Consider the following 24,839-nt stretch of genomic DNA (forward strand, 5'->3'; position numbering starts at 1 on the left):
AAACCAAGAGCAGGCCGGTTTCTCTTCTCTATAGTCACGAAAACATCCCTCAGTTCAGGTTTCTAATAACAGACTCCCAAACTGACCTTCTACATTACATGCGACCGCAACAACCCTTCCGGCGAACCGTCACGAACCATCTCCTCCACATCCTCCCGAACCCACCCGACCATCTTCGGATCAGACTTCGACTGAATCAACTGCTCCGCCCCCATATTCCGTTCAGACGTGAACCCGCCCATACTAACGAAGTAACACACCTTGCACGACGCTGTCGCCATCGAGACCTTGTCGTGAAACACGCTAATATCGTCAGTCCCCGTTGGACTCTCCCGCCACTTATTCTCAAGCAACGTCGCATCGCCTACCAGCCGATGAACCCAGTCGGGGGCATCCAAGCATGCAACGAAGACGTCGATCTCTCCCGTCGAGACTTCCCGGCCAATGACTACATCCACGTCCGGTAACTGATTGAACAGCAGTCCAACGAAGTAATCGAAATACCGCCCTCGAGTCGCACTATCATCTATCGATTCCAGCTCGGAGAACTTCTCTTGGAAGTAATCCGGGCGCAAGTTCTTTGCAGAGTCTACGAAGGTCTCGAACTCCACCTTGAGGTCAGAAAAAAATTGACATCCTCCACGAACTCATACACAACTGACCAGTTCGTCTTCTCGCTCGGATTGAACTCCTCACCACAGAAGCAATGTTGAGGTTCACTCGGAACGTTGCTCCGAGAAGCATACATCCCATGTTCCTGATGGCAAGACGGGCACCGAACCCTTACTTTCGCCTCAACTGCACCCTCATCGCATAGCTCACTGAGGAACACCAGTACTTGTGACTCATCGACTCCCGAACGCTTCGCTAACGCCGAACGAGTGAACCGATTTCGTTCAGCTTGAATTTCACTCAGGGACGTTTTCAAATCCCTGAAGTTTTTGTTGGGGATATCCTCCACTTTTTCTGAGAACATCGTCGATGAGTTCCTCGATCTCGTTGAGTCGGCCTTCCCGTTCGTAGCTTCTAAACCAAATTTTGCTTTGGGGTCGGTTCAAATACAGGGCGAAGTCACCGCCATCGAGTTTGACGTATCCTTTTGATATTTCGCCATCCTCTTCGTTAAGCTCTTGCTGTACTTGGTCATCCTCGAGCAAGTTCATGTACTCCCCGGTTTCGTCTTTCTTAGAGGTGTACCTGACTGAGCTTGCTGTCCGACCGTTGCCTTCGCTCACGACGACGTTCAGGTTGACGTACTTCTCGATTCGGTCGCTGAACTCGTCAACGAACGCCTGGTCGAAGCTAGGCTTGTAGAACACGTCTTCGTTCTGGTAGTCCATCCCGACGGACGACGCAATCTTTCTGCAAATCTGACGAGCGAGCGGAACCTCGGCGGTTCGCACATGCACCAAATCGGTGTCTTTGTTGATGACGGCCACACACTCGTCAGGTTTTAGATCACGTTGGGGTTTACCCGTGGACGGGTCAACCGTCTTCATCGACACATATCGACCCAGGATGATGTACAGTCTGTCGTCGAACTCCTCAGTATCAACGAGGAACGGCTCCCCCTTCTGATCTTGCACTTCCTCGGCTCGTGGGAACTCACGGACTACGCTCGACGGTAGGTTGTCGAATTCGTCCGAGATCCCTGTTAGCACGAAGAAGTTCAGGCTTTGCTTTCCTCCGAACCGGAATTGTTTCCGGAAGTCGGCGAATTCGTCCTCGTCAAGGACTTTGGCGACGTGCTCCTCGAGGTCGATGTCTCCGTCTGGGAGGTCTTTGTCGTGGTTTCTGAGGAAGGCTCTGAGCGCCGTGTTTGCTATTTCTCGGTCTCGAATCCACTGAGTTCGTTTCTGGACGGTCTCCAGCGACGTTGGTATGCTTTCGCTACTCTCACCGGCGCCCATTTTCCTACTTGTTGGGTGACACGGTACATAAAAGCAACCCTAAACATCCCCAGGAATGGAGGCTCTTCCACACATCACAGAGACTTCGAGACCGACTTCACTACCAGCAACTCTCGGCAATAACCTCTTCGAAAAAGAGGATTCACACCAAAATGGGTATAGTCCGGGCGGATTCTTGTGGTTGACTCTGTTATAGAGAGATACCACGAATTGATTCATAGATAGTCGTCAAGAGTCTCATGTGCGTCCTCGGGATACTGATTTGGTTCGGCGACTGCCCAAAGTTCATTCTTCGTAGCCGCCTTGGGCGTGGCCCCGTCCTCAATGTGTTCACAGAGGATGGTGAGGTTCCGGGTTGAAAGCGTAGGCCACGACTCATTCTGGCGAGTCTGGTGTGCGAACTGGACGAGTCTCCGAAGCGTTGTACGATTGACTACTGCGGTCGACCCGTTAACCTGCTGATCGAGGGTCCTGACCTCTTCCTCGACATCTTGGATGTAGGGTTGTTCGATCCCACGAAAACGACCTCTCGTGGCACTGTTCATAGGCTTCGAATCGCGGTACTCCCGCGTTGGGGGGTTCATCGTGATCACGAGACGAGCGGAGGGATGAGGCTCGATCAGTTCACCATGGCTCTTGATGAGGAGCGTCCCCTCGTTGAGTACCCGGTGCAACGACATGGCGGCCCCCGCTCGCATCACGGGAAACTCGTTGAGTACTACGACGCTTCCATTCAGGAGTCCCTGCTTGACGGCGCCGTTCCGAGGGACAATACTCCCATTTTCGTCAGGCGTCAACGGCCCGAAGAGGTCTTCGGTGTGCATCGCTTCATCGCAGTCAATCGAAACGTAGCCACGATTCGTCCGATGGCAGAGGTACTTCAGCAGGTAATTCTTCCCGGAACCACGTGGTCCGACGACCCGAATGGGAACCAGTCCACGAGCAAGTTTCTTCGCGATGAGTTCGTCGATCGGGAGCTGGAGGCGGGGTTCGATCGGGACTGCAGGCGGAATGACCTCACCTTGTTCGTCGACGGGGAGAGCCTCATCGCCGGCGTCGGGGTGCGTCGCCGCCTTCGGGATATCTGGGTGGTCGGGGTCGTCAAGGATGTGCAGGCCCGTTGGGACGGGATCAGTACTGTTCCGACCGACATCTGAGACGTACATTCCTCGTGAATCGTCTGGCTCCCAGTCCTCACATCGATACAGGGGTTCACCGACTGTCTGGTCGGCAAGTGCGAGATCAAGTACCTGGGCCCTACCGCGACCCTGCTCGTCAGTGCAACGAGCGTAGCGCTGCTGGGCTGCTCGTGCGAATCGATGTCCGACAGGAATGTATTGACTGGCTTCCGCGATGAGAGCTTCTGCACGTGATTCGGTGAGCGTCCCCGTCAGCCCCTCGACCTCTTGGATATCAGCGTTCGCCACTTGACTGAAACTCTCGAAGTCAGCGTCTTGGAGCGCGTTGTTTATTGAGTCGGTCACGACGCTGATGACGGTGAAATCGTCAGCTCCGTCCGCTGTGGCAGCCCCGAACGCTGTTGTGATGACATCGGGTTCAGTCCCCTGAGGCGTGACGCCGACGATCCGATTGCTTCCATCAGCCCCCCGATCAAGAGTGTAAGTCCCAGACGCAGCCCCGTCATCGATTAAGTCGGCGGCTTCCTGCTCACCGATATCAGCGAAGTCCGACACACGGAGTATTACCCGCTCGACCGGAATGGATCCGCCTTCTTGCTGAAGCAGTCGATGGACTAGATGGGTGAGAATCGCCGACTCGCTCTGTTCTTCGTCGTCTGTCGGGTCGGATTCTTCTGACGGTGGAACGGACATGGAGTGTCACCGAAGGAGCGAGGAATGCAAATTCGACTCCTCCGGACAGTTGGGAGCAACAAACATTTTCGAGAGGGTTGCAGGAGTGCGAAATGGGCCCATATCATGCTCAGCGGTCATGATTTCGAGAGATCGCCGAACGTTCGTTGGACATGATCTTGTACTCGCTGGGCCTGTGCATTGGAGAGATCAGTTTCAGTGTCCACTTCGATTCCCGGGATATCGACGATGTCCTCTAGCGCGTCGCTAAGCGTTTGTTGATCGTCCGCGAGGATACGCATCGTGTCTTCGTCCGCCTGTCGATCGTGTTCTCTGAGAGCTAATTGAATCATCATCGCTGGCTTCCGGTAGAGTTCACCTGCCACCTCGAGGTACTCCTGGTAGGTATTCGAGGCATGTGATCCGTCGTACTCGTCGAGAAGTGCGATGAGGAGTGACAGTTGGATGTTGAACACAGTGGGGCGGGTGGGCGGTGCAGCGAGTCTTGTCGCCCGCTCAGCTGCGACTTCCGCGTATTTGTGCGCGACGCCCCAGTACTGGTAGCAGTCTTCAAGGCTGAACGGAAGATCCTCGAAGTCGTACGCAATCGCACGGGTTTGCTGAATAGCTTGATCCACATCGACCATCCGCAGGTCGATATCGTCGTAGATCGACCGCCACCACTCGTTGATGGGAACGCGGTCGTTCTTACGCTCGTGAGTGGCGTCGGTGGCTTTGCCGGAGTGCCGCCGCGTGTAGCGTTCGCCCGTATCGGGGATCACAGTACTAGTCTCGGGAAAGAACAGGATCGGTCGCGCCCACAGCGTCTGTGTTCCCCGGAAGTCGTAGCCGGTTTGGAACCCACCGTAGACGACGAGGTCGTCGTCACTCGCCTCCTCGGGTTGTTGATCCGAGATACCGTCTATCTCGTTGTCGAGGTCGATTTCGTCTTCATCTGGATCTGTGACAACGTGCCGGAGCGACGGGCAGATGACGACCATCTTCAGCAAGCCGCCCCAGTCACGGTAAGATGCCCACCCGAACACGTCTTCGTCTCCTCTACGTTGGAGCGCATTGACGATGGGGAGGTACGCAGCCTGCGGGTTGATGATCGTATACGAATCCGATGCGATCTGCCACCGGAACTTCACATCGTACCCGAGTGCGTGCAGTGCTTTCCGGCGTTCGTCGACGATGTCCTTGTTGTCACGGACAGGGACGATGGGTTCTGCCTCCGCATTGGCGGCCAGGCTATCGATAGATCGTCCAACCAACGATTCCAAAGCATCGGTATCCAGACCGTCCACGTCTCGGATCGCGTTGACGTCGACGGTTTCATCGGTCGCGACGAACTCGTTCGTGGCCCACAGCTCGCCTTCACTGGCGCGAGGAAGAGCCTGGATTACCGCTTTGAACGGCCGCGGTGAGTTCGCAAAACAGCGCCCACTCGTAGCTACATCGTCGGGATATGTACCGACAGAATCGTCGGTAAGACCAGCGAATGGAATAATCGTCTCACGGTGGAGCAGATCGACAAGCGAGAGGGTGGGATTTGAATCTGAGTGGTCACTCGAAGGTGGTGTGTCAGTGTCTGATTCAGCCTGTTCGTCCTGCTGTTCATTCGGTGATTTGCTGGAGAGACTCGAACTCATGTGTGAACAGGGTAGATTCCTACCCCGCATTCCGTCGGGGTGAACAAATTTCGGTTCACCTGTCTCTTCTCGATCCCGACTTCAACAGGCTGCTGAATATAGAGTATATATTTTGCACTGCCTTCTGTACTCATACTCCGTGCAGGATGTTTCTCCACCCCGTTGCATAGAAAAACCCAGCTTTGATCGTTTCTATGACACGCTCACGCAAAGATAGCTCCTGAGACTCTCGTCGCTGTATGTCTGCCAAAGATACAATTTCCCGAATAGCCTATACGAAATATGCCCAGTGCAGAACACGGTCTACAGCGAGGTTTCGGGATGATCGTCGGGGCAATTGTAGTCGCTGTCCTCATCGGCGAGGTCGTCCCAAGTCTCGTCGAAACTGGTATTCTTCCAGCAGGGCTTTTCTGGTGGGTTTTACCCGCATCCATAGTGAGCGCCGTGATGACGGTGGATGCCTCCCGGTTCTGGTCGTTCGGCTATCTAGGCGGTGTCGTCGTCGGGATATTCATCGCTCTCCCTGCACTCAATCAGACAGAATTTATCGGTCCCTTGGATTGGCTGGTGTACGGCGGTATCGCTATCGGAGCAGTCGCTCTCCGAATAGAGATACACAGATCCTCGTTTTAGACGACGTGAGACCGCTGTGACGGTCGAAATTCTTGGATTCCAACAGTTACTTAAAAACAGCATCTCTCCTTCTTTATGATGGACAGAGACGACCTACGGCTCTTCTTTATCGCTCTCTCTGGGATCGCAAGTGTAATTCTCGTTTACTTCAGAGTCGTCGATTCACAAACGGACTACCTGAGTCCGATTCGGTCAGCAGTCAGCGGCTGGGTAGGAAACGCTCTCTTGCTGGTAGCAGGACTCTACATCGCCTGGAGCATCTTGAAGTGGTTGTTCGGCTCACTCCTAAAGGAAGCATCTAAAGAGCACATTCGGCAGTCTCTGGATGAAATTGAAGGGTGCGTCGAGAAGGACGGAATAGCGTGGCAAGGGACTGCTCACTTCGCCGAAGGTCGAGTGCAGAATATCTATCTTCCATACGACCCAACCTGCCCCGAGTGCCAGACTGGGATGGTCGATAGGACTGACCAGCCATCTTCGCAGGAACAACGGCAGAACTCGAGTTACAGTCAGGACGCCCAGCCGACACCCATCTTCGCTTGTCCTAACGAAGCCTGTGGCCATACCGCCGAACGGACTTCGAATCAGACTGACGAAGTGGAGAAACTCCTCGAACGACACGCCAAACGAATCGTGGAGACGGTTGATGAGCCGTACTCGCTAAGTTCGCTCGTAGAAGGTATCGAGGATGGAATTACCCCGAGAAGAGTCTGGAAAGAGTACGTCAGCGTAGTGGATGACGAGCAGGTCTCGACCAACTGTTTCCACTAACGATGCCCCAACTAGATACTGAATTTTCGACAATCGTTGGAGGATTGATTACTCTAGCTGTCTCAATCGGGGTCTCCTGGTGAGAACTCAACCGACGAGAGAATCGGAAAAAGAAGATCTGGTATCGACGTGTTAGCCAACTCGCTGTCCGAAGTTACACACCGAAGTAGACGTTGATGTTCACGAGTACTGAGCAGCGGGATATTATCGCCCGTACACATACTGGATGGAGTATGAGTACAGGAGGCACTACAAGATATGCGTGATCTATTCAGCACGAGCTCCCAAGATTCTCGATCTCCTGGGGATGCAAAAGAGCCAGAGTGAAGTGTATCAATGCAAGGTTTGCTGGCCTTCAGATACCGGAGTCTCGGTTGCTCTATCCAGCGTCAAGCAATCACCTTCGTAGTCTGGGATGTACTGCTCTCCGCCGAAGTACTGAACGAACACGTCTCGGTTCTCCTGAATTGTCTTTGCACTAGTGGGACCGATTCCCTTCAGACGTGCATGGTCCCGTTCGTACAACACCCAAGCCGCGAGATCGCCCATCGTCTCGAACTTCTTGGAGAGGGCGTTTCGAGCAGCAGATGAAAGACCGGGTAGCAAGTGATAGAGACTACTCCCACCCAGCGAATCCGTACTCGGATCAACTTCACCTGCCCAAATGGAACGAAGTCTCTGGAGATTCTCGCGCCGATTTCCCTGTGTCCACAGTACGTCCTCGTACTTCTCCGCTAGCGCAATCTCCTCGGCGTACGTGATCGATTCGAGATCGAGGTCCGAATCGTCGAGATCGGGAACGTCCGCTGGACTGGGTGCCGTGTTCTGGGGATACTCTCTGTCCAATCGCTTTTCGAGATGGGACTGGGAACGGAGATCCTGACGTTTGATCTCCCACGAGTCGCCGGTGAGTTCCCGTTTTACGACGTTTGTCGCGAAGAGGTGATACTCCTCGACGGCAGTATCGACACCCTTGATCGGGGCGAGCAGCGCAATCGCGAGTTGACACGCACGGTCATCGTCGGCGTCTGGACCCCAATCGAATCCCCCTGTCGCGACATCGTGGACGAATAGGTGTTTATCCAGAAGGTGATCGCCGGCGTAGACGATATTCCCACCGAGGGAGCGCTCTCCACGATACACAGTGGCTTTGTACTTCGATTTTCGGCTGTAGTCTGTTTTTGCAGGCATTGAGGCGGACTGCGGAGCTGCGGTGAGATTCAATCACTCGTTCCGGATACGAGGGGCGACCATACGAAGCGCGTGGCCATCACCTTCTGCGAACTCGTACTCTAGCATCATGGGAAAGTCCGTACCGAACCGGATCGAGACGTCGGCCCCGTTTGGAATCGTTTTCATGATGTCCTTCACGTAGTCGAGGCTGAGCAACGTAATCGCATCGGCGAACTCGGGCGAGTCTAACTCAGAATCGTCGAGTGTGAGTCGGATGTCGTCGACGTCTCCCTCCGCACTGATTAGCAAGCACTGTTCAGTTTCGTCCATCTCGAAGGCGATGTGGTCGCTTACCATATCGGCAGCCTTCATACCCCGGATGAGAGCGGACTGATCCAGGGTGGCCTGGGCTGGGAGTTCCATTTCGGGCATCTCTGGTTCGCGTCTGATTGAATCCGGATCGATACAGGCCATCGTGAACTCGACGCCATCGATGTGTATCTGAAGTTTCCGGCTTTCAGCATCGAAGGCGAACTGCACGAGGTCTCCCTTGTTCGCCAGCTTCACTATCGAAGCAAGGCGTTCGAGGTTGACGCCTAGCAGTCCAGCGGTGGCTTCGTAGGATTCGAAGGCGGCGGCCGTCAGTTCGAGATCGTCCATCGCGACGTTCGCGGGATCGATCGTTCGGATCGTGAGTTTCGCCTCGTCGATGTGAAAGCGAGCTTCGTCGACGAGTGCCCGGAGTGTCTTGACCAGCGACTTGATCTCGCCGCCCTGAATTGCTGCACGGAAAACCGTGGGTGGGGTAGATGGTCCTGCTTCCGCGCTGGGCGGTGCCGCTGTCTGTTCCGCCCTCTCTAGACTAGATTCCTGGTCGGAGTCGGCCACCGGATCCGCCGGCGCGTGTTCATCGGGCCGCTCGTTTTCGTTGTTTTGGGCCCGTGGTTGTTCGTCCCCTAGTTCATCTGTCTCCGAGTCAGTGTCGAAATCTGGGTCGTCGTCGGTCTTTGGTTCGGGTTCGGACTTTGTGGGACTGTCTTCTGTCGTGTTCGTGCTCATGCTGATCAGTAGTCAGTGAGAGACTCATTCGAGGGCCTACTGCTCCGATGTGTACAGGTTCCCGGGGTCCCTCACTCAATCGGGGAAGACAAAATCTCGACGGAGACGCCGGGCTTGATCGCCTCAGAAGCAGTCCCCTCCGGAATTTCGAGTATGTACTGCGCATCCGCGGTATACAACTGCAGGTCCCGTTCGGCTGTTCCTGTTGGCTCAACCATCGCCTGCTGAACTGACGTTACTTGTCCATCAGCTCCAATGAAGACCACATCCAGGGGATACTGCATCTCTCGCATGACGATACTCCGCTCAGACTCACTGTCGTAGCTGAACAGGAGTCCCGTATTTTCGGGAAGATTATCGCGACTCGTGTTACTCAGCCCTTCGTGCTGCTCGGCAGGTGTCTCAGCGGTCCAGACATCGATTGTCTGTATTACCTTCCCATCTCCGGATGTGAAGACGACGCTATGGGTGGGCGTACTGTCGAATATAATCGAGCGCTGTTCAGGATACGGATCGACAACGCCGGTTCCCTGGGATCCAGTAAGAATTGCACCGACTGCGCTCAGCCCAATGAATACGACTGGTATGAGGACGATCAGGCGCCTCAGGGAGAGAATGGAGTGCATTTGGGTATCCTTTGTTCACAGATGACCGCAGACGAGATGAACCAATCGACAACCGCCTTTAGGACGGAGGAAACGTGTCGGATTGCTCCTCTTCGGCAATGTTCGAGACGGCTTGCCAGGTGTGCCTGAGACTGGGAATACTCACGTCCGCTGCAGTGGCGAGATCGCGTTGGGTGACCTCAACAGTGTCTTCAGAGTGTCGGACGGCGAAGTAGAGACAGCCAGCAGCGACACAGCGTGGGTTTCGGCCAATTCCCCATTCCTCGACAGCTTCATGGGAGACGACGTCGAGGGCATACCGCTGGACGTCCTCGGAGAGGTCGAGCGCCGTTGCTACTCGTGGAATGAACTCCTGTGGTCGCAACGGCGGCACTGGAAGTTCGAGATCTACGTTGAGACGGTGGTAGGCGGTTCGGACGGACTGTTCGCTGACGCGAGCGACAGAACCCACTTCCGAGAGATACCGCGGCAGACGATTTATCCGGCAAATCGCGTATACACAAGCGGCCGCAACAGCTTCGATCGAGAGGCCTGGAAGAAGATCGGCAGTAGAGGCTTCCCGAAACAACTGGCCAGCCTGCTCCTGGAGAGAACGAGAGAGTTCCAACGCCCCTGCGACGCGTCGAACTTCGCTCAAACCCTGTGCGAGGTTCGTCTGCTTTTTCGTTTGGAATTTCGCCCGGCTATTCCAGCGACGAAGCCGTCCGAATTTGTGCTTCGTTTTCGGCGGGAGTGAATTCCCCCGGCTGTCGGTTTTGTATCCGATCGAGGCCGAGATACCCCGATCGTGTCTGAGTGTCGTGAGTGGACCGCCGACCCGTTTCTCGTCTCCAGTACGTTCGACCCACTCTGGACCGTGATCGATTGGTGATTCAGCGAGGATGAGGCCACACTCTTGACAATAGATCTTGTTCGTATCGTCACTGCTGACGACGGCATCCGAGGCATCACACTCGGGACAGCGTCGGTTGGTAAGTTGTACTGCGTCTATCGGACTGTGTGATTGATTTGAGGACATGGAGAGTGAGGAAGCGGTCGTTTGGCTCCTCGCTGCTCAGAGAGTCACAAACGAATCGAGAAGCCGATCGAAGAACCCGGACTTCGTACTCAGGCAGTGTGTTCGAGAAGCGAAGTCACGTTGAGGTCGAATTCACGGTGGAAGGTGCGGACCACACGGCTCTGCCAAGCAGTGTAGCCACCCGCATCGAGGGGATACATACCGAGCCCACGGGAGCGGGCATACACCTCCAAAGGATAGCAAGTAATGTCGGAGGCTGTACCCGATTCCCCCGGCGAAAGATGTGCTGCATGGCGAAGCGGCCGCTCGATCCAGCCGTCGAAACAGCAGTCCGTCGATGACATCACGACTGTCCCATCGACCGCACCGGGAAAGAGATCGGTCGAGATTCGAGCAAGGTCTGCATACAGACCAGGTGGAAGCACGAGAAGATTTTCTGTGTCGTCGATAGTCGGCTCGGGGCCGAGACTCTCAGTCAAACGAATACGATCTGTCTGCCAGCGATTCTCGGAATCGAGCCAGTCGCCTGCCCGAAGGAGTTGTCGGATAGCGTCGAGGTGGTCTGAAGTTCGATACTCAAGGTAGCCAACGAGAGTTGCGTAGAATGTCATAGTCAATACTCTGGCGGAGATGGGGCTCCGCTAGTCGTTTTCGCGCCACGTCTTCCCGCAGCAGGTACAGGTATACAGTCGGGTTGGGGCTTCGTCAGCCGCTCGCAGTTGCTGAAGCCGGTAGTACGCACGTTCAGAGTCACAGGCTGGCGCGGGGCACTGTGCAATCGTCGACGGCATCTCGATTGTGTCGACCGATTCAGCCTCGGTGATCACTTCGTCCGTCACTGACGGACTCTTCGGGAGTTCGGGCAACGAAACCCACAGGGTCCGCGTCTCACCACCGTCTGCCGTTAGCGCAGATCGCACGTGGGCGTCGGTCGCGATGCTTTGGGAACTCGGTCGAAGATCATCGTCGTCATCCGAATTACCAGAGCCGTCATCTGACTCGCTTTCAGCATCACCCTCCGATTTGGCGATTGCTGCTTCGATATACTGATTCCGTACTTGCGAATTCGCGTCTGCCGGCACTTCGACCTCCAGAACGTTTGGCTGGTTGGCCCACCATTCCGGAATGGGGATATCACCCTCATCCTCGTAGATCTCGGCTGACTGCAGCCAGTGGGTCCCAGCGTAGCGACCGTCATCAGCGTCGCGACGGTCGGGCGGTCGGTGGGTTGGCATCGATACCTGGGTCACACCGGGATCGGTGAGAGACGGAATCGTACAGGGCCGCGGGTTCTGTCCGCTCGTCCCCTGTGATATCTCGAAAGCCGGTTGCCGAGGTGCCGGCCCATCACCCCTCTTGAGGACAGTGATAATCGTCTCGGAGTCAGCCGCCAGCGTTGCATCGCCCTGGTATTTTCCGGCTTTGCCGGCGAGTATCCGCACATGGTCGCCCTCGTGGAGGATGACGTTCTGGTTACTCCGCCGCCAGATGGTGAACTTGATCGTTCCTGTCTCATCCTCGATCAGCCCGACCTGCTGTTGATTCGTGGCTTTTGGTTCCCAGAGCGTGACGACCTCGCCCTGGATGTCCGCCTCGACGTCGTACTTCGAGGGGACTGCCGGAACCGTCGCAATGGGCTGGACAACACCGGCCTCCTGGTGCAGTTCCTCCTGGAGGTTGCTGGTGGCAGTGATAATATCCTGACCGGCGAGTGTCTTGAGAGCGAGACGATGTTTGACCGCCGCCGTCTGAAGGGGCGTCACAAACTGCTCGCAAAGCCGCTCGACAGCGTCTTCAATCACCCCTACAGTGTCATCATCTAATTCGCCTACCGCATCGAATTGCGTCCGTCCAGGTTCGTGGTCAATCACCCAGTTGTTTTCGTGAGTGACTCGTCGCTGCGCGTATTCCGCCTCCAGCTCGTCACGTCGCCGGGAAGCACGCTCGGTCCCGACCAAATCGGCAGCGAGCGCTTTTTCTCGGTGACGTCGGCGCTCGGTCTGTAATCCTTTGATTTCTTCTTGCGCTTCGAGGGAGAGACCACTGAGATCTTCCTTGGCGAGGTCAATCGGGTCGATGTCTCTGGCCTGGGTAGTCCGAAGGCTGGCATTGATCCAGTACGCATCGAGTTCCGTGTCCCCGGTACCGGATATCTCGAGCCCGTTCTCGTCGAACTCGGGTTCCCGTCGAGCAGCGAGCATCACTTGACCGGCGTTGTCGAGCTGGTTCGCGAGAAAGGAGCTCTCGTGGTGGGGACTTTGGTAGAGTCCGTACATCCCGAGTTCATCGAATCGGGCGTCCTGCCCGACGTCGGTGTTTGTTGTTCGGCGCTGTCGCTGGTAGTAGTTGTATCCCATCGGAATTCTCCACGGAAGCGGGGCGACGGTACACGCAACCGAACCTAATCGGAACCGTCTCCTCCGATCTCCCGCACCCCCTTGTGGGGTGTGAAATCATCGGTAGCGTGCTCGCTCCGCCGGCAATTGGCAGCAAGAGCTGGGCATGCATATTCTGACACGATTGTAGCAGAAATAATTCAGAGAGACAAAGGTATATTACAGAGAAGTGCGTAGGTATCCCTACTGAGGCGAGCACAGATGGACATCACTGAAACACCTGACGACATTCCGGGCCCCGATGAGGAACCCCCCGACTTTGGGGACTGGGAGGACCCCGAGACGCTGTTAAAAGACCGGCCAATCAGAGAGCGACTGCTAGATGTGATTATGCAAACGCGTGAGCCCACGAAGGTCGCCGTGATTGCCGAACAGGCGGACTGTGACACGGAGACAGCGAGGGAGTATCTGGAATGGTTCACGACGATGGGCATCGTCAGGGAACACCCTGGTCGGCCCGTCAGGTACGAGCGAAACGAATCGTACCTCTTCTGGCGGCGCGTCGAGCAGATTCGCGAGGCGTATTCTGAAGAAGAGATCGTCAGCGAACTCACCGATACAGTCGAGGCGATTGCGGAGTACCGGGAGCAGTTCGATGCCGAGACCCCCGGTGAAGTCTCGCTCGTCGAGGTGAGTCGCGACGGCACGATCGAAGACGCATGGGAAGCACTGTCTACGTGGAAGACGCTCGAACGACGCGCCGAGATGCTTGATCACGCACGGCAGGGCGAGGACGCATCCAGAGGTAGTGTCGACTCGATCAATGCCTGATGAAGACCAAGCTGTCGGAAAAATAGATTCTGACGTCCTCGAACGAATCGGTACACAGCTCTCAGGCAGTCAGCGGTTCGAGAAGGTCGTCTCCCGACCAGAGTATGCACCGAACTCTGTCGTGGCGGACTACGATCTTGGCTATTTTCCAGCGGCCGTCGACCGCGCGTACCTACGCATCAGCTGGTTCGACACGGACGACTTCAACGTCCACTACTCGGAGCAATACGAAAGCGGGGAGTTGTGGGAGTGTCGGTGGGACAGACATCCGAACGACCACAACACGCGAGAGCACTTCCACCCGCCACCGGATGCCGAAACGCCAGGAAATGATGCTACGCATCCAAACGATTGGCGCAATGTACTCTCTCTGGTGCTGACGGAACTCGATGAACGAATCCAGTCGTTCTGGGAGTGAAGGCTTCGGACCAGGGATGACCGTTGTGAGCCACCGAATCTGCCCAATTAGGTAAAGTGAATATATCATACGGTGACACCTAGCCATCGTTTGTGGTATGTAATCTCCCGGGAGCAGGAGAACAAGCCTCCACGCTCAGCCTCCCTGCTGACAACGACCTCTAGTTCATCTTCCTGCTCCCCGCACCCCATTCAGGGGTGCGAAATCATCGAATTTCGACTGTCAGCTCCCAAATATGTAAAGGTCACCGGACCAGCCACCCCGACTTGGGGCCTGTAAACTCTCATATCAGCTCCAATATGAACGTTTGGGGATTTTGGTTTACAGACTGGCGGTTTCTCCGAGTCAGTATTCTGCGTCGAGATCGATGTCCTCGTACATCTCGTCGAGCATTGCCAGAGCTGACTGGAAGTGAGCATAGTTTTCGTACGCAAAGTCGATCGTTTCCTCGAGAGGGATTACTGGGCGGCCGTCGACGACGTCTGCAGTGACCGCTGGACGTGGCTCGAGGACAAATTGGATCGCTCCCTCGATGTCCGCAGGGGGCTGGCGTTCCTGTGCAACCGGTACCTCAACGCGGTCGAAAAACTGCATCCACTCATCGAGATCCGTCTCCTCAATCGCAATGAACAGCGGATAGTCATCGGGATTCCGGGCGACCTGATAGCCGCCTCGAGTCCAGATGTAGACAGCGTCGATCGCGGTGTAGGCAAAGTCCAGGTTTGCATACTGTGGAAGAGCGTACGCCTTCTCGATCGGGAGTGAAGAAGCCATGCAAGGTATATTCTAACTGACTGAATCAAAGAGTGAAAGCATCCCCGCTTCCCAGGCGAGTTCGGGCGCCGCTTTGCGCTGCTGGTGGACGGCAGTCATCTCTTCGGGACGTTCGTGATTGCTACGGCCATTTCGGAAGAGTCGGCTCCCCACCCTGCCACTGGATTGCAGTCAGCGCATTCGGTAGCTGGTGTAGTCGGTTTTCAAGAACAGCCATCGGGTGGATGTCGTAGAACGTAGCACCGTGTCGATCAACGGTCGAATCTTCGTGATCAAGTTGGATGTGACATTGGCCAAGATCGGCATGGTCACCGTCTTGGTGAAATCCAAGCATGAGATCTCGTTCGGGTTCGACCCAATTGATCCGGTAGTACTCATATCCAACTCCCGGCGGGTACCAGAATCGGACTTCGAGGCGTGCTTGCTCAACCTCGTAGTCTTCCTGCAGAAATGCTGTTGTCTCGATGTCTGCGACTACCTGGCGAAGGCGTCGCCGTGATGGTCGATACCGGACAGTGTCACACCCTGGCTGTTTCGAGAGCCGATCGTGTATCGCTCGAAGTAGCGTTCGTTGCGTGTAGCGGTCACGCCCAGCGAGAAAAAACATCAGTCAAGATAGTGATTAGCTCGTCGCGTGGTCAGCCGCGTCCTGCATCTGTTCACGCGCAGTCTCCACATCTGAGTATAACTCCAGTGCGTGTTTGATCAGTCTACGGTCTTCCTCGTTCTCACGCCAGAACGCAATGACATCACGCCGATCACTGATCTCGTCACTCATCAGTTCGTCATCCGCGAGTGTCTGCTCAAGGTCTTCCCACGACTCGACGTCATATTCCTCCTGCCAGTCTTCTATCTCCTCAGCGATCGCGGCCAGTTCATCGCGCAACTCCTCACGGGAGTTCTCTTCGATGAGCGTGCGGACTTCGTCGAAGAGCAACTGGGTGTAGTCCGGCTGGTAAAGCGTTGCATCGCCGGTTTCGATACGCTGGAGCCGACCCTGTTCGACTAGTTCCTGAAGCTCTTCGTTAGTGGTACTCCAGGAGGTGTCGGCTTGTTCGCTGATCCAGTTGGTCGAGCGGGGATCACGGAGTGACTCTGCAACCGAGCGAACACGCTCGCGGGCGCTCATCGTTTCAGTCCAGGATGGAACGCTCTCTTTCGACGGGTCAGACATACGAATCGCCTCTACTCTCTCTATTGGCCATTGATTCTAATATATCTTTGTATGTTCTTGATTATTCGAGAGTGTGGAATCTGCATGAATGAAGGGGATCGTCACCACTCTTTGACTGTTTCCAGGGCCGTTGAAATGGCCCGGTCGATCCGCTCGTCGACGCTCCCTTTGTGATCATCCAAGTCCATCGTCACCTGGAGTTCCAGCACATCCGGTACCGAAAGTGCAGTCTGTTCGGCCAGCACCCGCAGTACACTCCCACGGAGGGCTCGCTCAGATGGATTCGAGCCAACTGCCTGGGTGACTGCTGCATGAACGTCAGCATACGTGGCTGGTACTGCCTCTGCTGGCAGTATTATATCAGTATCCTTACTATCAGATTGGATTGTCTCTGAGTCCATTCTCTCACTCCTCTTGGAGAGTGAGAAACAATCGGTCGCTCGAGAGATGTGGGGTTAACTGTGGGCAGTGTCTGTGGAGAATAGTCGAATTAGGTCCTCTCGTGGCGATATAGTTATGCTCCGCTCACGAGTGATAGAGTGTGAGGCCAGAAGCCTCACCTGGAATTGTAAGGGATTCCAATGAACAGTACCAACCACAACGAGAAAAACCTATCGGCTAACGTAGGTACTCAGAGCGAGAACGCAGATGCACACGATCACACGCGGCAGCCGTCTTCCCTCGATTGGGACTTCCACCGGGACACGACCCCCGGAGACGACGCTACTGCACCCCTCACGCTGGTCACGCGACTGGCTGGGCTGCTCTACGCGCTCGTCCAGTCCCTCGAAGAGACAGAGACGTCTGAGCGGGTATCAGGCAGCGCGCTCGATCGCGAGCAGGTTGCCCCCGATGCTTACCCAGACCTCGTCGTCAAGGAGGCTGCAGACGACGCTGCCCGCGATGCACACCACGTTTCGACCTGGCGCAAGCCCACGTCCGAAACCGGGGTGCGGACTGTCTCCGACGGTGAGATCTACGGAATCACCACCGAGGGACAGCCGATGGTCGCCTCACGCCAGATGGAGATGACCGCAAAAACGAACACGAGTGGCCGACCAGCAGACACCCTCTTAGAGCCAACCGAATCGCTTTCGGAGGAAATGCTGACCGTCGAGGACGCTGGCCCGAACGAACTGATCGACCCACTGGGTGATCGGATCGCGGGCATTGCGAGCGGCTTCGACGAACACGCCAGTCAGTTCACCGCCGATACTCAATCGGCCGAGGTCACGGATACGAACGCCGGCGTTGCGACTGCTGACCTGGAGGTTCAGCTGCCCGATGGCACGCTGCAACCCCTGGGAGCAGTAGTCGACGACCCCGAGCGGTTCTCGCGATCGTCACTCGAGACGATCGAAGCGACTCTCGCGCTCGAAGCCGAACTCTCGAAAGTCAGCGATGGCATTCGCGAGGGCGGCGAACTCGTCGGGTATGCAAAGGAGCTGAACGAACAGTTCGAACAACTCGCGGATGCCCGACCTAAGGTACCTCAGGTAGCTAAGGCTCGTGAGCAAAAACACCGCGAGGCATACCTCGAATACATCCGGCCGCTCGAAGCGCTGGATTCCGAGACGAATGCCGAAGTTCGTGCAGCTGCTCGTCGCCTCCACGAGGAGTACGACGACGTTCACGAACTCCGAAAGACACCGCTGGCCCTCGCAATCGAGATGGCAGAGCGTGTTTCCCGTGGGGCAGACCCGACGATGGCACTGCTCAGCCAGGCTAAAGAAGAGAAAACCGATCCGCGGAACGTCCTGCAGATCGGCAACGTCCGATACGCCTCGACGAAACAGACCCAGGGTAGACTCTCGACCCAAGGCACGGTGAAACGCCTGTTCGAGACCGAGCACCCGAATCTGAAACAGGCAGGCGTACTGCAGGATGAAACCGGCGAGATTCGATTCGGTATTTTCCACGGCAGTGAAGTCGAGGAAGTTATGCCGACCGCCGACCCCAACGATGCTACGGGTGTCACAGTGGTTCGCGAGCGCCGATTCCCACAGCTACGTGAGGGCGATACTGTGCGCTTCGAGAACGTCTTCAAAGGCTGGTGGAATGGCGAGCCAAAGCTCGAAACGCGCCGCGATAGCCACGTGAAGACACTTGCACGCGACTCTGATCCAGTGCGAACGGCCGACAGAGAGCGTTCTCGTCTAACGGAGGATGTATCGTAGACGACCAGGAATAGTCCCAGACCAAGACTGGTAACCGGCCGAGTCTTCACAGAAGACTCAGATTCAGTAACCCAACCTTCCTTTCGGTCGTAGTCTCCCTCAATGACTCTATTAGATTACCTCTACCTGGTGCGGTCTATATGATGTGATTAGCCCGGTAACTCTGGACGCTGATCGATGGTTCTGGGAGTGTGATCTCGATTCATATCACGATAGAATCAAGACGTTAGACTAACTACATCGATCGAGCCATGCACGACTTGACTGGGTTCCAGCGGGACCTTCTGTATGTGATCGCTGGTTTGGACGAACCCCATGGGTTAGCATTAAAGGAAGATCTCGATGCCTATTACGAGACCGAGATCCACCACGGTCGACTGTATCCAAACCTCGATGACTTAGTTGAAAAGGGACTTGTTGAAAAGGGATCCAAGGATCGCCGAACGAATGTCTATTCGATAACGAAGCGCGGTGAACGAGAACTACAGGCACGTAGGGAATGGGAGACTCAGTACGTCTAGGAGATCTGAACATCTGAGCAGTGTCTGTATAGAGCGAAGCAAGAGGGGAGCGGTGGGACTTGAAAGCAGAGGGCTTTCAGAATTGAATGCCGATTCTTTCTGATGCCCCCGGTATGCACGTACACGTCTTTCCCTCTACAGGGAGCCTACCAGGTGGTGTCAATATTGCCAAACGTCGCAATTTCTACACGGGCACAGGAAATAGATGATGATCAATTACAGCTATTTGCTCGTCGGTCTCCCGGCCCTCGCGATGTTCGATCTGACCGCGTATTGCCAGTTTTTCTGGCCGAATCCATCGCCAGCGACGTGGAATGCACCCGCCTATACGTTCGTGTGCTGGTTATACTGTTCGACGTACGATCCCCTCTGGAGTACCTTGGCGTACGGTATCGCTTTCGTAGGAGTGACGGCAACTGTTCTCGCTACTCGGCGGTCATCTCACACGGTTCTCGTAGAAGCTATATTCGGCGTACTAGCGCTCCCGTTGGGAATTCCAGCGCTATATGATGCATACCGACGCTCCGAGGAGAGGTGAGGGTCTACATCGTCTACTGTAACGGAATTATGCTCAAGTCCTCGTTTGTACTACTCCACTGTTTTAATCGATCCTGAAGCTATTTCCATTATAATAGGAGTGTTCATAGTCACGTTAGAATATGTGTTAGAATATCTATAGTGTGAGGCAGGAGGAATCGTAATGCAGCCGCAGCAGACCCGAGACCTATGTAGCTCATTAGTACAACAAACTGTGACTGTTCGCTCTCAAAGCCAGTGAGGAAATTATACAGAATAAGTGACGATGTCGCCTGCACAACGAACAGTGAGACGAGAGAACTAGTAATTACGAATCCGGGATCACCAGTCATCGAAAGGTAGTCTGATGGTGCCCACGGACCTCCAAGTACGGTAAAAATCCCACCAATCACGATGTATCCCACAAAGAAAATCGCACTGATGAGCATCCCTCGGGTTCCCCAGATTACTGACCACCGCAACCACCGTTCAAGGAGTCCAGCTAGATGCGCTCGGTTCGAACGTGGGGGAATCTCACTGACCATCCCTTGTAGTTGATGAGGATTCCTGAATTCCTCGATACAGAACATATGTAACGAACACTACAATATACGCGACCGCAAGTACCTCAGTGAATACTGACCTTCCAAGTAGGACGATTACTCCGATGATAAGTGGACCAACGAGTAGAAGTGAGTCGAAGACTCGGTCATCCGCACCGGCCTCCAATACGTGGGAAATGCCCGGAAATTCGAACGGTCTCATTGGTAGAGCCCCCTACGATTGAGTATCGTTCGGAGCATCACGAGTACCGGGATGATTTCGAGACGCCCGATCCACATATGAAAGAGGAATGCTATCTTCCCGACTGTGGGCAATGACTCAGGGCCCGTGATTCCCGAGGAGAGCCCCACGTTCCCCTGTGCGCTGGCGACCTCGAACAGGACGTTGGCAAGTGAGTACTCCTCAGACGGAAGTGCGAGCAGCAATACGAAGGTACCGACAATTAGGAACGTTATCCATAGAATGACGATTATCGCCGCCTCCATGAATTCGCGACTCGCTTCTTCCTCATTCAGTCGCCGGCCGTTGATCTTCAGCCGCCGGACAGCAGTCTCTGGGTAGAAGACATCCGCGATTTGATGCCGAATTCCCTTCACGAGCGTCAGGCCGCGGATGAGCTTGATACCACCCGCCGTCGATCCAGCTGCCCCACCGACGAACATACCGAACGTCACAGTGAGCTGTGCATACGACGGCCACCGGCCGAGTGCAACGTTCGTCGCGTCGACGGCCGTCTGAAACCCAGTACAGGTTGCAGCCGAGACGAACTGAAACAGGCCGTAACGTAGGGCAGCAAACGGCGTCTCATAAGGCCCAGCGTAGTACAGGAAACTCCACAGCAACGCCGACCCGAGCGCCATATAGGTGAAGACCCACCGAGTCTGGAGGTCGGAATAGAAGTTCCGCAGGTCACCCTGTAGGATGAGATAGTGAACGGGGAACGCAATACTCCCCAACAACATAATCGGAATTAGCACAAAGTCGATTACGACGCTATCGTAGGTGGCGATTGAGTTGTCCGTGATGGAGAAGCCGCCGGTCGCCAGCCCGGTCATACCGTGGTTGATCGCGCCCCAGATGGGCATACCTGCCACCCACAGCGCGAGGATCGATAGGAACGTAAACAGGATGAAAATCCACCATATCGTCCGTACTGTCGAGACGATGCTCGGATGAATCTTCTTGGAGCGTGCCTCACTTTCGTAGAGCGTTAACGAACCACTCCCGGGCCGTGAGAGGATCGCCGTCGTCAAGACGATTACACCGACACCGCCGACCCACTCGCTGAATGTCCGCCACCACTGTAGCGTGTGCGGGAGCACCTCCTCATTGTCAGTCATCGTGAGCCCCGTGCCGGTGAAGCCACTCATACTCTCGAAGATAGCGTTAAGTGGCTCAGTGAACGCTGCGAGCGTCGCCGTCTGGGCAGGAGTTGAGAGGCCCGGGACCCCAAGTTGAACACTCCAGGCAATCAGGAGGAACGGCAACGAGCCAAAGATACCTACGGAAAACCAGCCTGACGCCGCGACGATCATACCGTGGAACCGGCCTGGAGCTTCCGCATCCTGGAACCGCCGATAAAGCATCCACCCTAGTCCCAGCGGGATAAGAGCCGAGACGAGCAGCGCCGGAAGCGCAAAATACTCCCCCCAGATGAGCGGCACCACGAGAGAGACGAGCAGCAGTCCGCCAAGCGCCTCTAAGATGCGACCGATATCCCGACCGACTGTTGCGACAGAGCCGTTCATACGTTCCATGTGGTGGTGATCAGGTTCGTTGCAGTTATTCCAGCAGCTAACATTGCCAGCTCACTCCCCGCGGTCCTCGTAGTGGCCGAAGATATCGGTTATCTCCGGATCGGCACCCATGCCGGAGTACACCGTTAGCAGGTCGCCTTCCTTGATAATCGTGTTACCCCGCGGCGTGATCGGCTGCGAATTTCTATCGCGTTCGATCGCGACAACCAGAATATCCTCGGTGAGCAGGCCTTCCTGAGCAGCCTCCTGAAGCATCTTTCCGGCGATAGGTGCTTCTTCAGTGACCGTGATCTCAAACACCTCGGCATCCTCGCCGATGCGCATGTAGTCGACAATCGCAGGCCGTGCAACCGCCCGATATAGATACTCGGCGATGAGTTGCTGAGGGTTTTGCATCGTATTCACGCCGATCTGCTCGAACAGTCCCATATGCTCTGGGTTGTGGACGACAGAAAGGATCGCTGGCACCTCGAATTCCTTCGCAAGGAGGCAGGTCATCACGTTCGTCGCATCCTGATCCGTCGTCGAGATGAGTGCGTCAGCATGGGCGGCACCGGCGTCGTCCAGCGTGTCCTTTGTCGTCGCGTCTGCATTCAGGACCAGACAGTCGAACTCGTCGGCAGCTTGATTTGCTCTGGTTTCATCGCGCTCTATGACCACGACCTCGTTACCTGCCTTGGTCGCGATATCGATGAGTGGTGTTCCAATGTCGCCAGCCCCAATGATGATGATATACATACTGATTATACCTCCAGTCTCCGTAGTAGGGCCTGACGGACTGACATCGGAGATTCTTCCGGGCCACGCGCCATGACGACAGTCCGGTCCACTTCTGCACCAATTGTCTCCGGGAGCGACCCGAACACCGCCTGAGAGATGGGCCCGGACCGAGTTGCTCCGACACAGATGGTATCGTATTCCTCAGCAGCGTCTATAATCGTCTGGTCTGTATCCTCAGCGACTCTGACCACAGTATCGTACGACATGTATTGGATTCCAGCGCGTTCGGCTAACTCCTTGATTACTGCTTCACCACGTTCGGTGGGAGAACTATCCTCGTCACTATCCGTTTCCGGAGGCTGGACGTTGAGAAGCGTCAGCGACGCATCCTCGGCGGCTGCAGATACAAATTCGGCTGCCCTTCGTGCGGCAACCGGCGCATGTGGCCCCTTTCCAGCAAGGACCATAATATCTCCCTCACCACGACCACCCTCAGGACCGAGTTTCACTAGCGTTGCGTCACACGGGGCCCGTCCGATGACAGGATCGATGGTCGATCCGAGGACGTGTTCGCGACGGCTACGAGTTCCTTGCCAGCCGAGGAGGACGTGATCCGCATTCTCCTCTTCGATGACGTCCAGAATGATGGAGCCGGCATCGCGGCCAACGATTGCCCGTGTTTGGAGACCGATGTCGAGATCGGCGGCGATGTCACGAGCAGAGTCTAACAGCTGCTGCTGCCGTTCGACTCGCTCCTCCTCGAACGTGAGGTCCTGCGAGAGTGAGGTCTGGCGTGGAACCTCAATGACGTTCACTGCGATGACTTCAGCCTGTTCGTCTTCGTGGGCATGTGCGCTGGCTGCAGCCATTCGAAGGAGATCTTGTTCCGTCTCCGGATTCGCGACGGGGACCACCACACGATAGCGGCCTTCTCCGTTCGCAATTGCTGTCGGTTCGGGCGCGATCGCCTCGCCGACCAAGCTTTCACTCAAGGCGCGATCTTGCGCGTATAAGTAGTACCACCCGATTCCGAAGGCGATGAGAACAGTCCCGATTGCGCCGACTGGTGTCGGCGTGACCGGGAGAACGAGTTCCACCGGACCGAGCGAGAGGACGGCCGGAACCAATTCGACCGACATCTGCACGAGAACAGCCAGACAAGCAAACATCCCGACGATTGGGACCACCGGATATAGGATCGAAGGGATCTCGAAGGCTGGATCGTACGCCTCTGGATTCGCTCTGCGCAGAACAACGACGGTAACGTGAACGAGAGCGTAGGTTACGAGATACATGAAGCTCGCCACCTCAGCGAGCGTGCCGATCCCAACGCCGATGGCGATCAGAACGAGGGTGATGATACCAGTCGCCGTGATCGCCCGGTAGGGCGTACGGAACCGTTTGTGAACCTCGTTGAGCCAGTTGACGAGAATGCGGTCTCGTCCCATCGCGAAATTGACGCGGGCGGCTGACAGGATGCTCGCGTTCGCACTCGAAACCGTTGCTAAGACGGCACCGACGATCATCGCCAGCGCGCCAATCGAGCCCATGAACTCGGTCGCAACGTCGGCCACCGGTATCTGCGAGGTCGCCAGCGCATCGATCGACAGCGTACCTGTCGAGACAAACATGACACCGACATACATTAGCGTCGGTGTCACCACCGATGCGATCATCGCGAGCGGGAGGTTCCGACTCGGGTTCTTGATCTCCTCAGCGCTGGTAGCGATCACCTCAAACCCGATGAACGTAACGTAAACTGTCCCAATTGTCGCTGCAACGGCGGGCCAGCCGTTCGGATTGAACTCGCCGATAGTCGGACCGCTGATGATGCCGAGCGCGAGGAATGCAACGATGAGGCCGACGAGTGTCAGGACAATTACGTTCTGCAATGAGCCGGTCTCTTTGACACCATAGTAATTGACAGCGGTCAAGAGTGCCGCCATTACCAGTGCAGCGGCGGTAATCCCGATCTGGCCCCATCCAGCAAGGAAGCCAATGTACTGTCCGAGCCCAGGGAGTAGATACTGACCGAACCCAATCATGTAGAAAGCCGAGGCGAACGTCAGCCCGGCCCACATCCCCCAGCCGACAATACTCCCGAAAAACGGCCCGAGTGCACGATTGACGTAGTAGTAGCTCCCACCAGCCTTCGGCATTCCAGTCGCCAGTTCCGACAGGGAAAGCGCGGCCAATAATGACACGATACCGCCAGCGAAAAACGAGATCATGCTGGCAGGACCGGCCTGCTGGGCAGCGATACTCGGAAGAACGAATATCCCCGCCCCAATCATTGTGCCGAGACCGATCGTGTAGGCCTCCAGGAAGCCTAGATCGCGGGCAAGTTCCTGGTCAGCTTCACTCATATTCCACCTCTGTCGTCGTGAGCGTCACAAGG

At 55.7% G+C, this 24,839-nt stretch carries 22 protein-coding genes and 1 pseudogene; 7 read left to right on the top strand and 16 right to left on the bottom strand.

From position 1 onward, the window contains the following. Positions 1 to 89 precede the first annotated feature (89 nt). From ACOZ4N_RS01275 to ACOZ4N_RS01290, 4 genes are all read right to left on the bottom strand, one after another. Complete coding sequence (locus tag ACOZ4N_RS01275) at positions 90 to 611, bottom strand: hypothetical protein (RefSeq protein ID WP_424016286.1); 522 nt, start codon at positions 609 to 611, stop codon at positions 90 to 92. A 297-nt stretch (positions 612 to 908) separates the two neighbouring features. Continuing rightward, on the bottom strand, positions 909 to 1,910 hold the full coding sequence (locus tag ACOZ4N_RS01280) for a hypothetical protein (protein WP_424016287.1): 1,002 nt from the start codon (positions 1,908 to 1,910) through the stop codon (positions 909 to 911). 215 nt (positions 1,911 to 2,125) lie between these two features. After that, positions 2,126 to 3,742: an AAA family ATPase gene (locus tag ACOZ4N_RS01285; protein WP_424016288.1), complete on the bottom strand. Its 1,617-nt coding sequence runs from the start codon at positions 3,740 to 3,742 to the stop codon at positions 2,126 to 2,128. Positions 3,743 to 3,858: 116 nt separating this feature from the next. Beyond that, positions 3,859 to 5,373 carry a hypothetical protein gene (locus tag ACOZ4N_RS01290; protein WP_424016289.1) on the bottom strand — a complete coding sequence of 505 codons (1,515 nt, stop codon included), beginning with the start codon at positions 5,371 to 5,373 and terminating at the stop codon, positions 3,859 to 3,861. Between the two features lie 321 nt (positions 5,374 to 5,694). Between ACOZ4N_RS01290 and ACOZ4N_RS01295 the strand changes: the two genes are divergently transcribed. Together ACOZ4N_RS01295 and ACOZ4N_RS01300 are read left to right on the top strand one after the other, a co-directional pair. After that, positions 5,695 to 6,006 (top strand): hypothetical protein, encoded by a 312-nt coding sequence (locus ACOZ4N_RS01295; protein WP_424016290.1) that lies wholly within the window; start codon positions 5,695 to 5,697, stop codon positions 6,004 to 6,006. A gap of 75 nt (positions 6,007 to 6,081) precedes the next feature. Continuing rightward, complete coding sequence (locus ACOZ4N_RS01300; protein WP_424016291.1) at positions 6,082 to 6,777, top strand: hypothetical protein; 696 nt, start codon at positions 6,082 to 6,084, stop codon at positions 6,775 to 6,777. Between the two features lie 333 nt (positions 6,778 to 7,110). Here ACOZ4N_RS01300 and ACOZ4N_RS01305 read toward each other — a convergent pair whose 3' ends face one another. From ACOZ4N_RS01305 to ACOZ4N_RS01330, 6 genes are all read right to left on the bottom strand, one after another. Continuing rightward, on the bottom strand, positions 7,111 to 7,968 hold the full coding sequence (locus ACOZ4N_RS01305; RefSeq protein ID WP_424016292.1) for a DUF6166 domain-containing protein: 858 nt from the start codon (positions 7,966 to 7,968) through the stop codon (positions 7,111 to 7,113). Between the two features lie 33 nt (positions 7,969 to 8,001). Next, positions 8,002 to 9,009 (bottom strand): DNA polymerase sliding clamp, encoded by a 1,008-nt coding sequence (locus ACOZ4N_RS01310; RefSeq protein ID WP_424016293.1) that lies wholly within the window; start codon positions 9,007 to 9,009, stop codon positions 8,002 to 8,004. A 71-nt stretch (positions 9,010 to 9,080) separates the two neighbouring features. Next, a complete protein-coding gene (locus ACOZ4N_RS01315) occupies positions 9,081 to 9,635 on the bottom strand; it encodes a DUF192 domain-containing protein (RefSeq protein WP_424016294.1) in 555 nt (184 codons plus the stop codon). A 58-nt stretch (positions 9,636 to 9,693) separates the two neighbouring features. Then, positions 9,694 to 10,653 (bottom strand): transcription initiation factor IIB, encoded by a 960-nt coding sequence (locus ACOZ4N_RS01320; protein WP_424016295.1) that lies wholly within the window; start codon positions 10,651 to 10,653, stop codon positions 9,694 to 9,696. An 89-nt stretch (positions 10,654 to 10,742) separates the two neighbouring features. Continuing rightward, positions 10,743 to 11,264, bottom strand: coding sequence for a hypothetical protein (locus ACOZ4N_RS01325; RefSeq protein ID WP_424016296.1), 522 nt, complete (start codon positions 11,262 to 11,264; stop codon positions 10,743 to 10,745). Positions 11,265 to 11,294: 30 nt separating this feature from the next. After that, positions 11,295 to 13,010: a hypothetical protein gene (locus tag ACOZ4N_RS01330; RefSeq protein ID WP_424016297.1), complete on the bottom strand. Its 1,716-nt coding sequence runs from the start codon at positions 13,008 to 13,010 to the stop codon at positions 11,295 to 11,297. A gap of 240 nt (positions 13,011 to 13,250) precedes the next feature. Between ACOZ4N_RS01330 and ACOZ4N_RS01335 the strand changes: the two genes are divergently transcribed. Both ACOZ4N_RS01335 and ACOZ4N_RS01340 read left to right on the top strand, forming a co-directional pair. Next, positions 13,251 to 13,820, top strand: a complete 570-nt coding sequence (locus ACOZ4N_RS01335; RefSeq protein ID WP_424016298.1) for a DUF7342 family protein — start codon at positions 13,251 to 13,253, stop codon at positions 13,818 to 13,820. Then, positions 13,813 to 14,238: a hypothetical protein gene (locus ACOZ4N_RS01340; protein WP_424016299.1), complete on the top strand. Its 426-nt coding sequence runs from the start codon at positions 13,813 to 13,815 to the stop codon at positions 14,236 to 14,238. The genes ACOZ4N_RS01335 and ACOZ4N_RS01340 overlap by 8 nt, the downstream gene beginning before the upstream one ends. A gap of 345 nt (positions 14,239 to 14,583) precedes the next feature. Here the strand turns inward: ACOZ4N_RS01340 and ACOZ4N_RS01345 are convergent. Then, positions 14,584 to 14,994 (bottom strand): annotated as a pseudogene (locus tag ACOZ4N_RS01345) (RNA polymerase subunit sigma-70); the annotation flags it as partial. Positions 14,995 to 15,280: 286 nt separating this feature from the next. Between ACOZ4N_RS01345 and ACOZ4N_RS01350 the strand changes: the two are divergent. Next, positions 15,281 to 15,511 (top strand): hypothetical protein, encoded by a 231-nt coding sequence (locus tag ACOZ4N_RS01350; protein ID WP_424016300.1) that lies wholly within the window; start codon positions 15,281 to 15,283, stop codon positions 15,509 to 15,511. Between the two features lie 123 nt (positions 15,512 to 15,634). Here ACOZ4N_RS01350 and ACOZ4N_RS01355 read toward each other — a convergent pair whose 3' ends face one another. Then, the gene (locus tag ACOZ4N_RS01355; RefSeq protein WP_424016301.1) at positions 15,635 to 16,186 is read right to left on the bottom strand and encodes a DUF7342 family protein; all 552 of its coding nucleotides are present in this window, start codon (positions 16,184 to 16,186) and stop codon (positions 15,635 to 15,637) included. Positions 16,187 to 16,287: 101 nt separating this feature from the next. Then, positions 16,288 to 16,587, bottom strand: a complete 300-nt coding sequence (locus ACOZ4N_RS01360) for a hypothetical protein (protein ID WP_424016302.1) — start codon at positions 16,585 to 16,587, stop codon at positions 16,288 to 16,290. Positions 16,588 to 16,767: 180 nt separating this feature from the next. On the opposite strand from ACOZ4N_RS01360, the gene ACOZ4N_RS01365 reads away from it, so the two are divergent. Together ACOZ4N_RS01365 and ACOZ4N_RS01370 are read left to right on the top strand one after the other, a co-directional pair. Then, positions 16,768 to 18,363: a hypothetical protein gene (locus ACOZ4N_RS01365; RefSeq protein ID WP_424016303.1), complete on the top strand. Its 1,596-nt coding sequence runs from the start codon at positions 16,768 to 16,770 to the stop codon at positions 18,361 to 18,363. Between the two features lie 251 nt (positions 18,364 to 18,614). Continuing rightward, positions 18,615 to 18,884, top strand: a complete 270-nt coding sequence (locus ACOZ4N_RS01370; RefSeq protein WP_424016304.1) for a PadR family transcriptional regulator — start codon at positions 18,615 to 18,617, stop codon at positions 18,882 to 18,884. Between the two features lie 1,277 nt (positions 18,885 to 20,161). On the opposite strand, the gene ACOZ4N_RS01375 is transcribed toward ACOZ4N_RS01370, so the two are convergent. The 3 genes from ACOZ4N_RS01375 to ACOZ4N_RS01385 are packed head-to-tail and all read right to left on the bottom strand — an operon-like array spanning position 20,162 to position 24,807. Then, positions 20,162 to 21,712, bottom strand: a complete 1,551-nt coding sequence (locus tag ACOZ4N_RS01375) for a TrkH family potassium uptake protein (RefSeq protein WP_424016383.1) — start codon at positions 21,710 to 21,712, stop codon at positions 20,162 to 20,164. Between the two features lie 60 nt (positions 21,713 to 21,772). Next, positions 21,773 to 22,459, bottom strand: coding sequence for a potassium channel family protein (locus ACOZ4N_RS01380; protein WP_424016305.1), 687 nt, complete (start codon positions 22,457 to 22,459; stop codon positions 21,773 to 21,775). Positions 22,460 to 22,464: 5 nt separating this feature from the next. After that, a complete protein-coding gene (locus tag ACOZ4N_RS01385; RefSeq protein ID WP_424016306.1) occupies positions 22,465 to 24,807 on the bottom strand; it encodes an amino acid permease in 2,343 nt (780 codons plus the stop codon). Between the last annotated feature and the right edge of the window lie 32 nt (positions 24,808 to 24,839).

The sequence above is a fragment of the Halorientalis pallida genome, from assembly GCF_049605515.1.
In the GTDB taxonomy this organism is placed as follows: domain Archaea; phylum Halobacteriota; class Halobacteria; order Halobacteriales; family Haloarculaceae; genus Halorientalis; species Halorientalis pallida_A.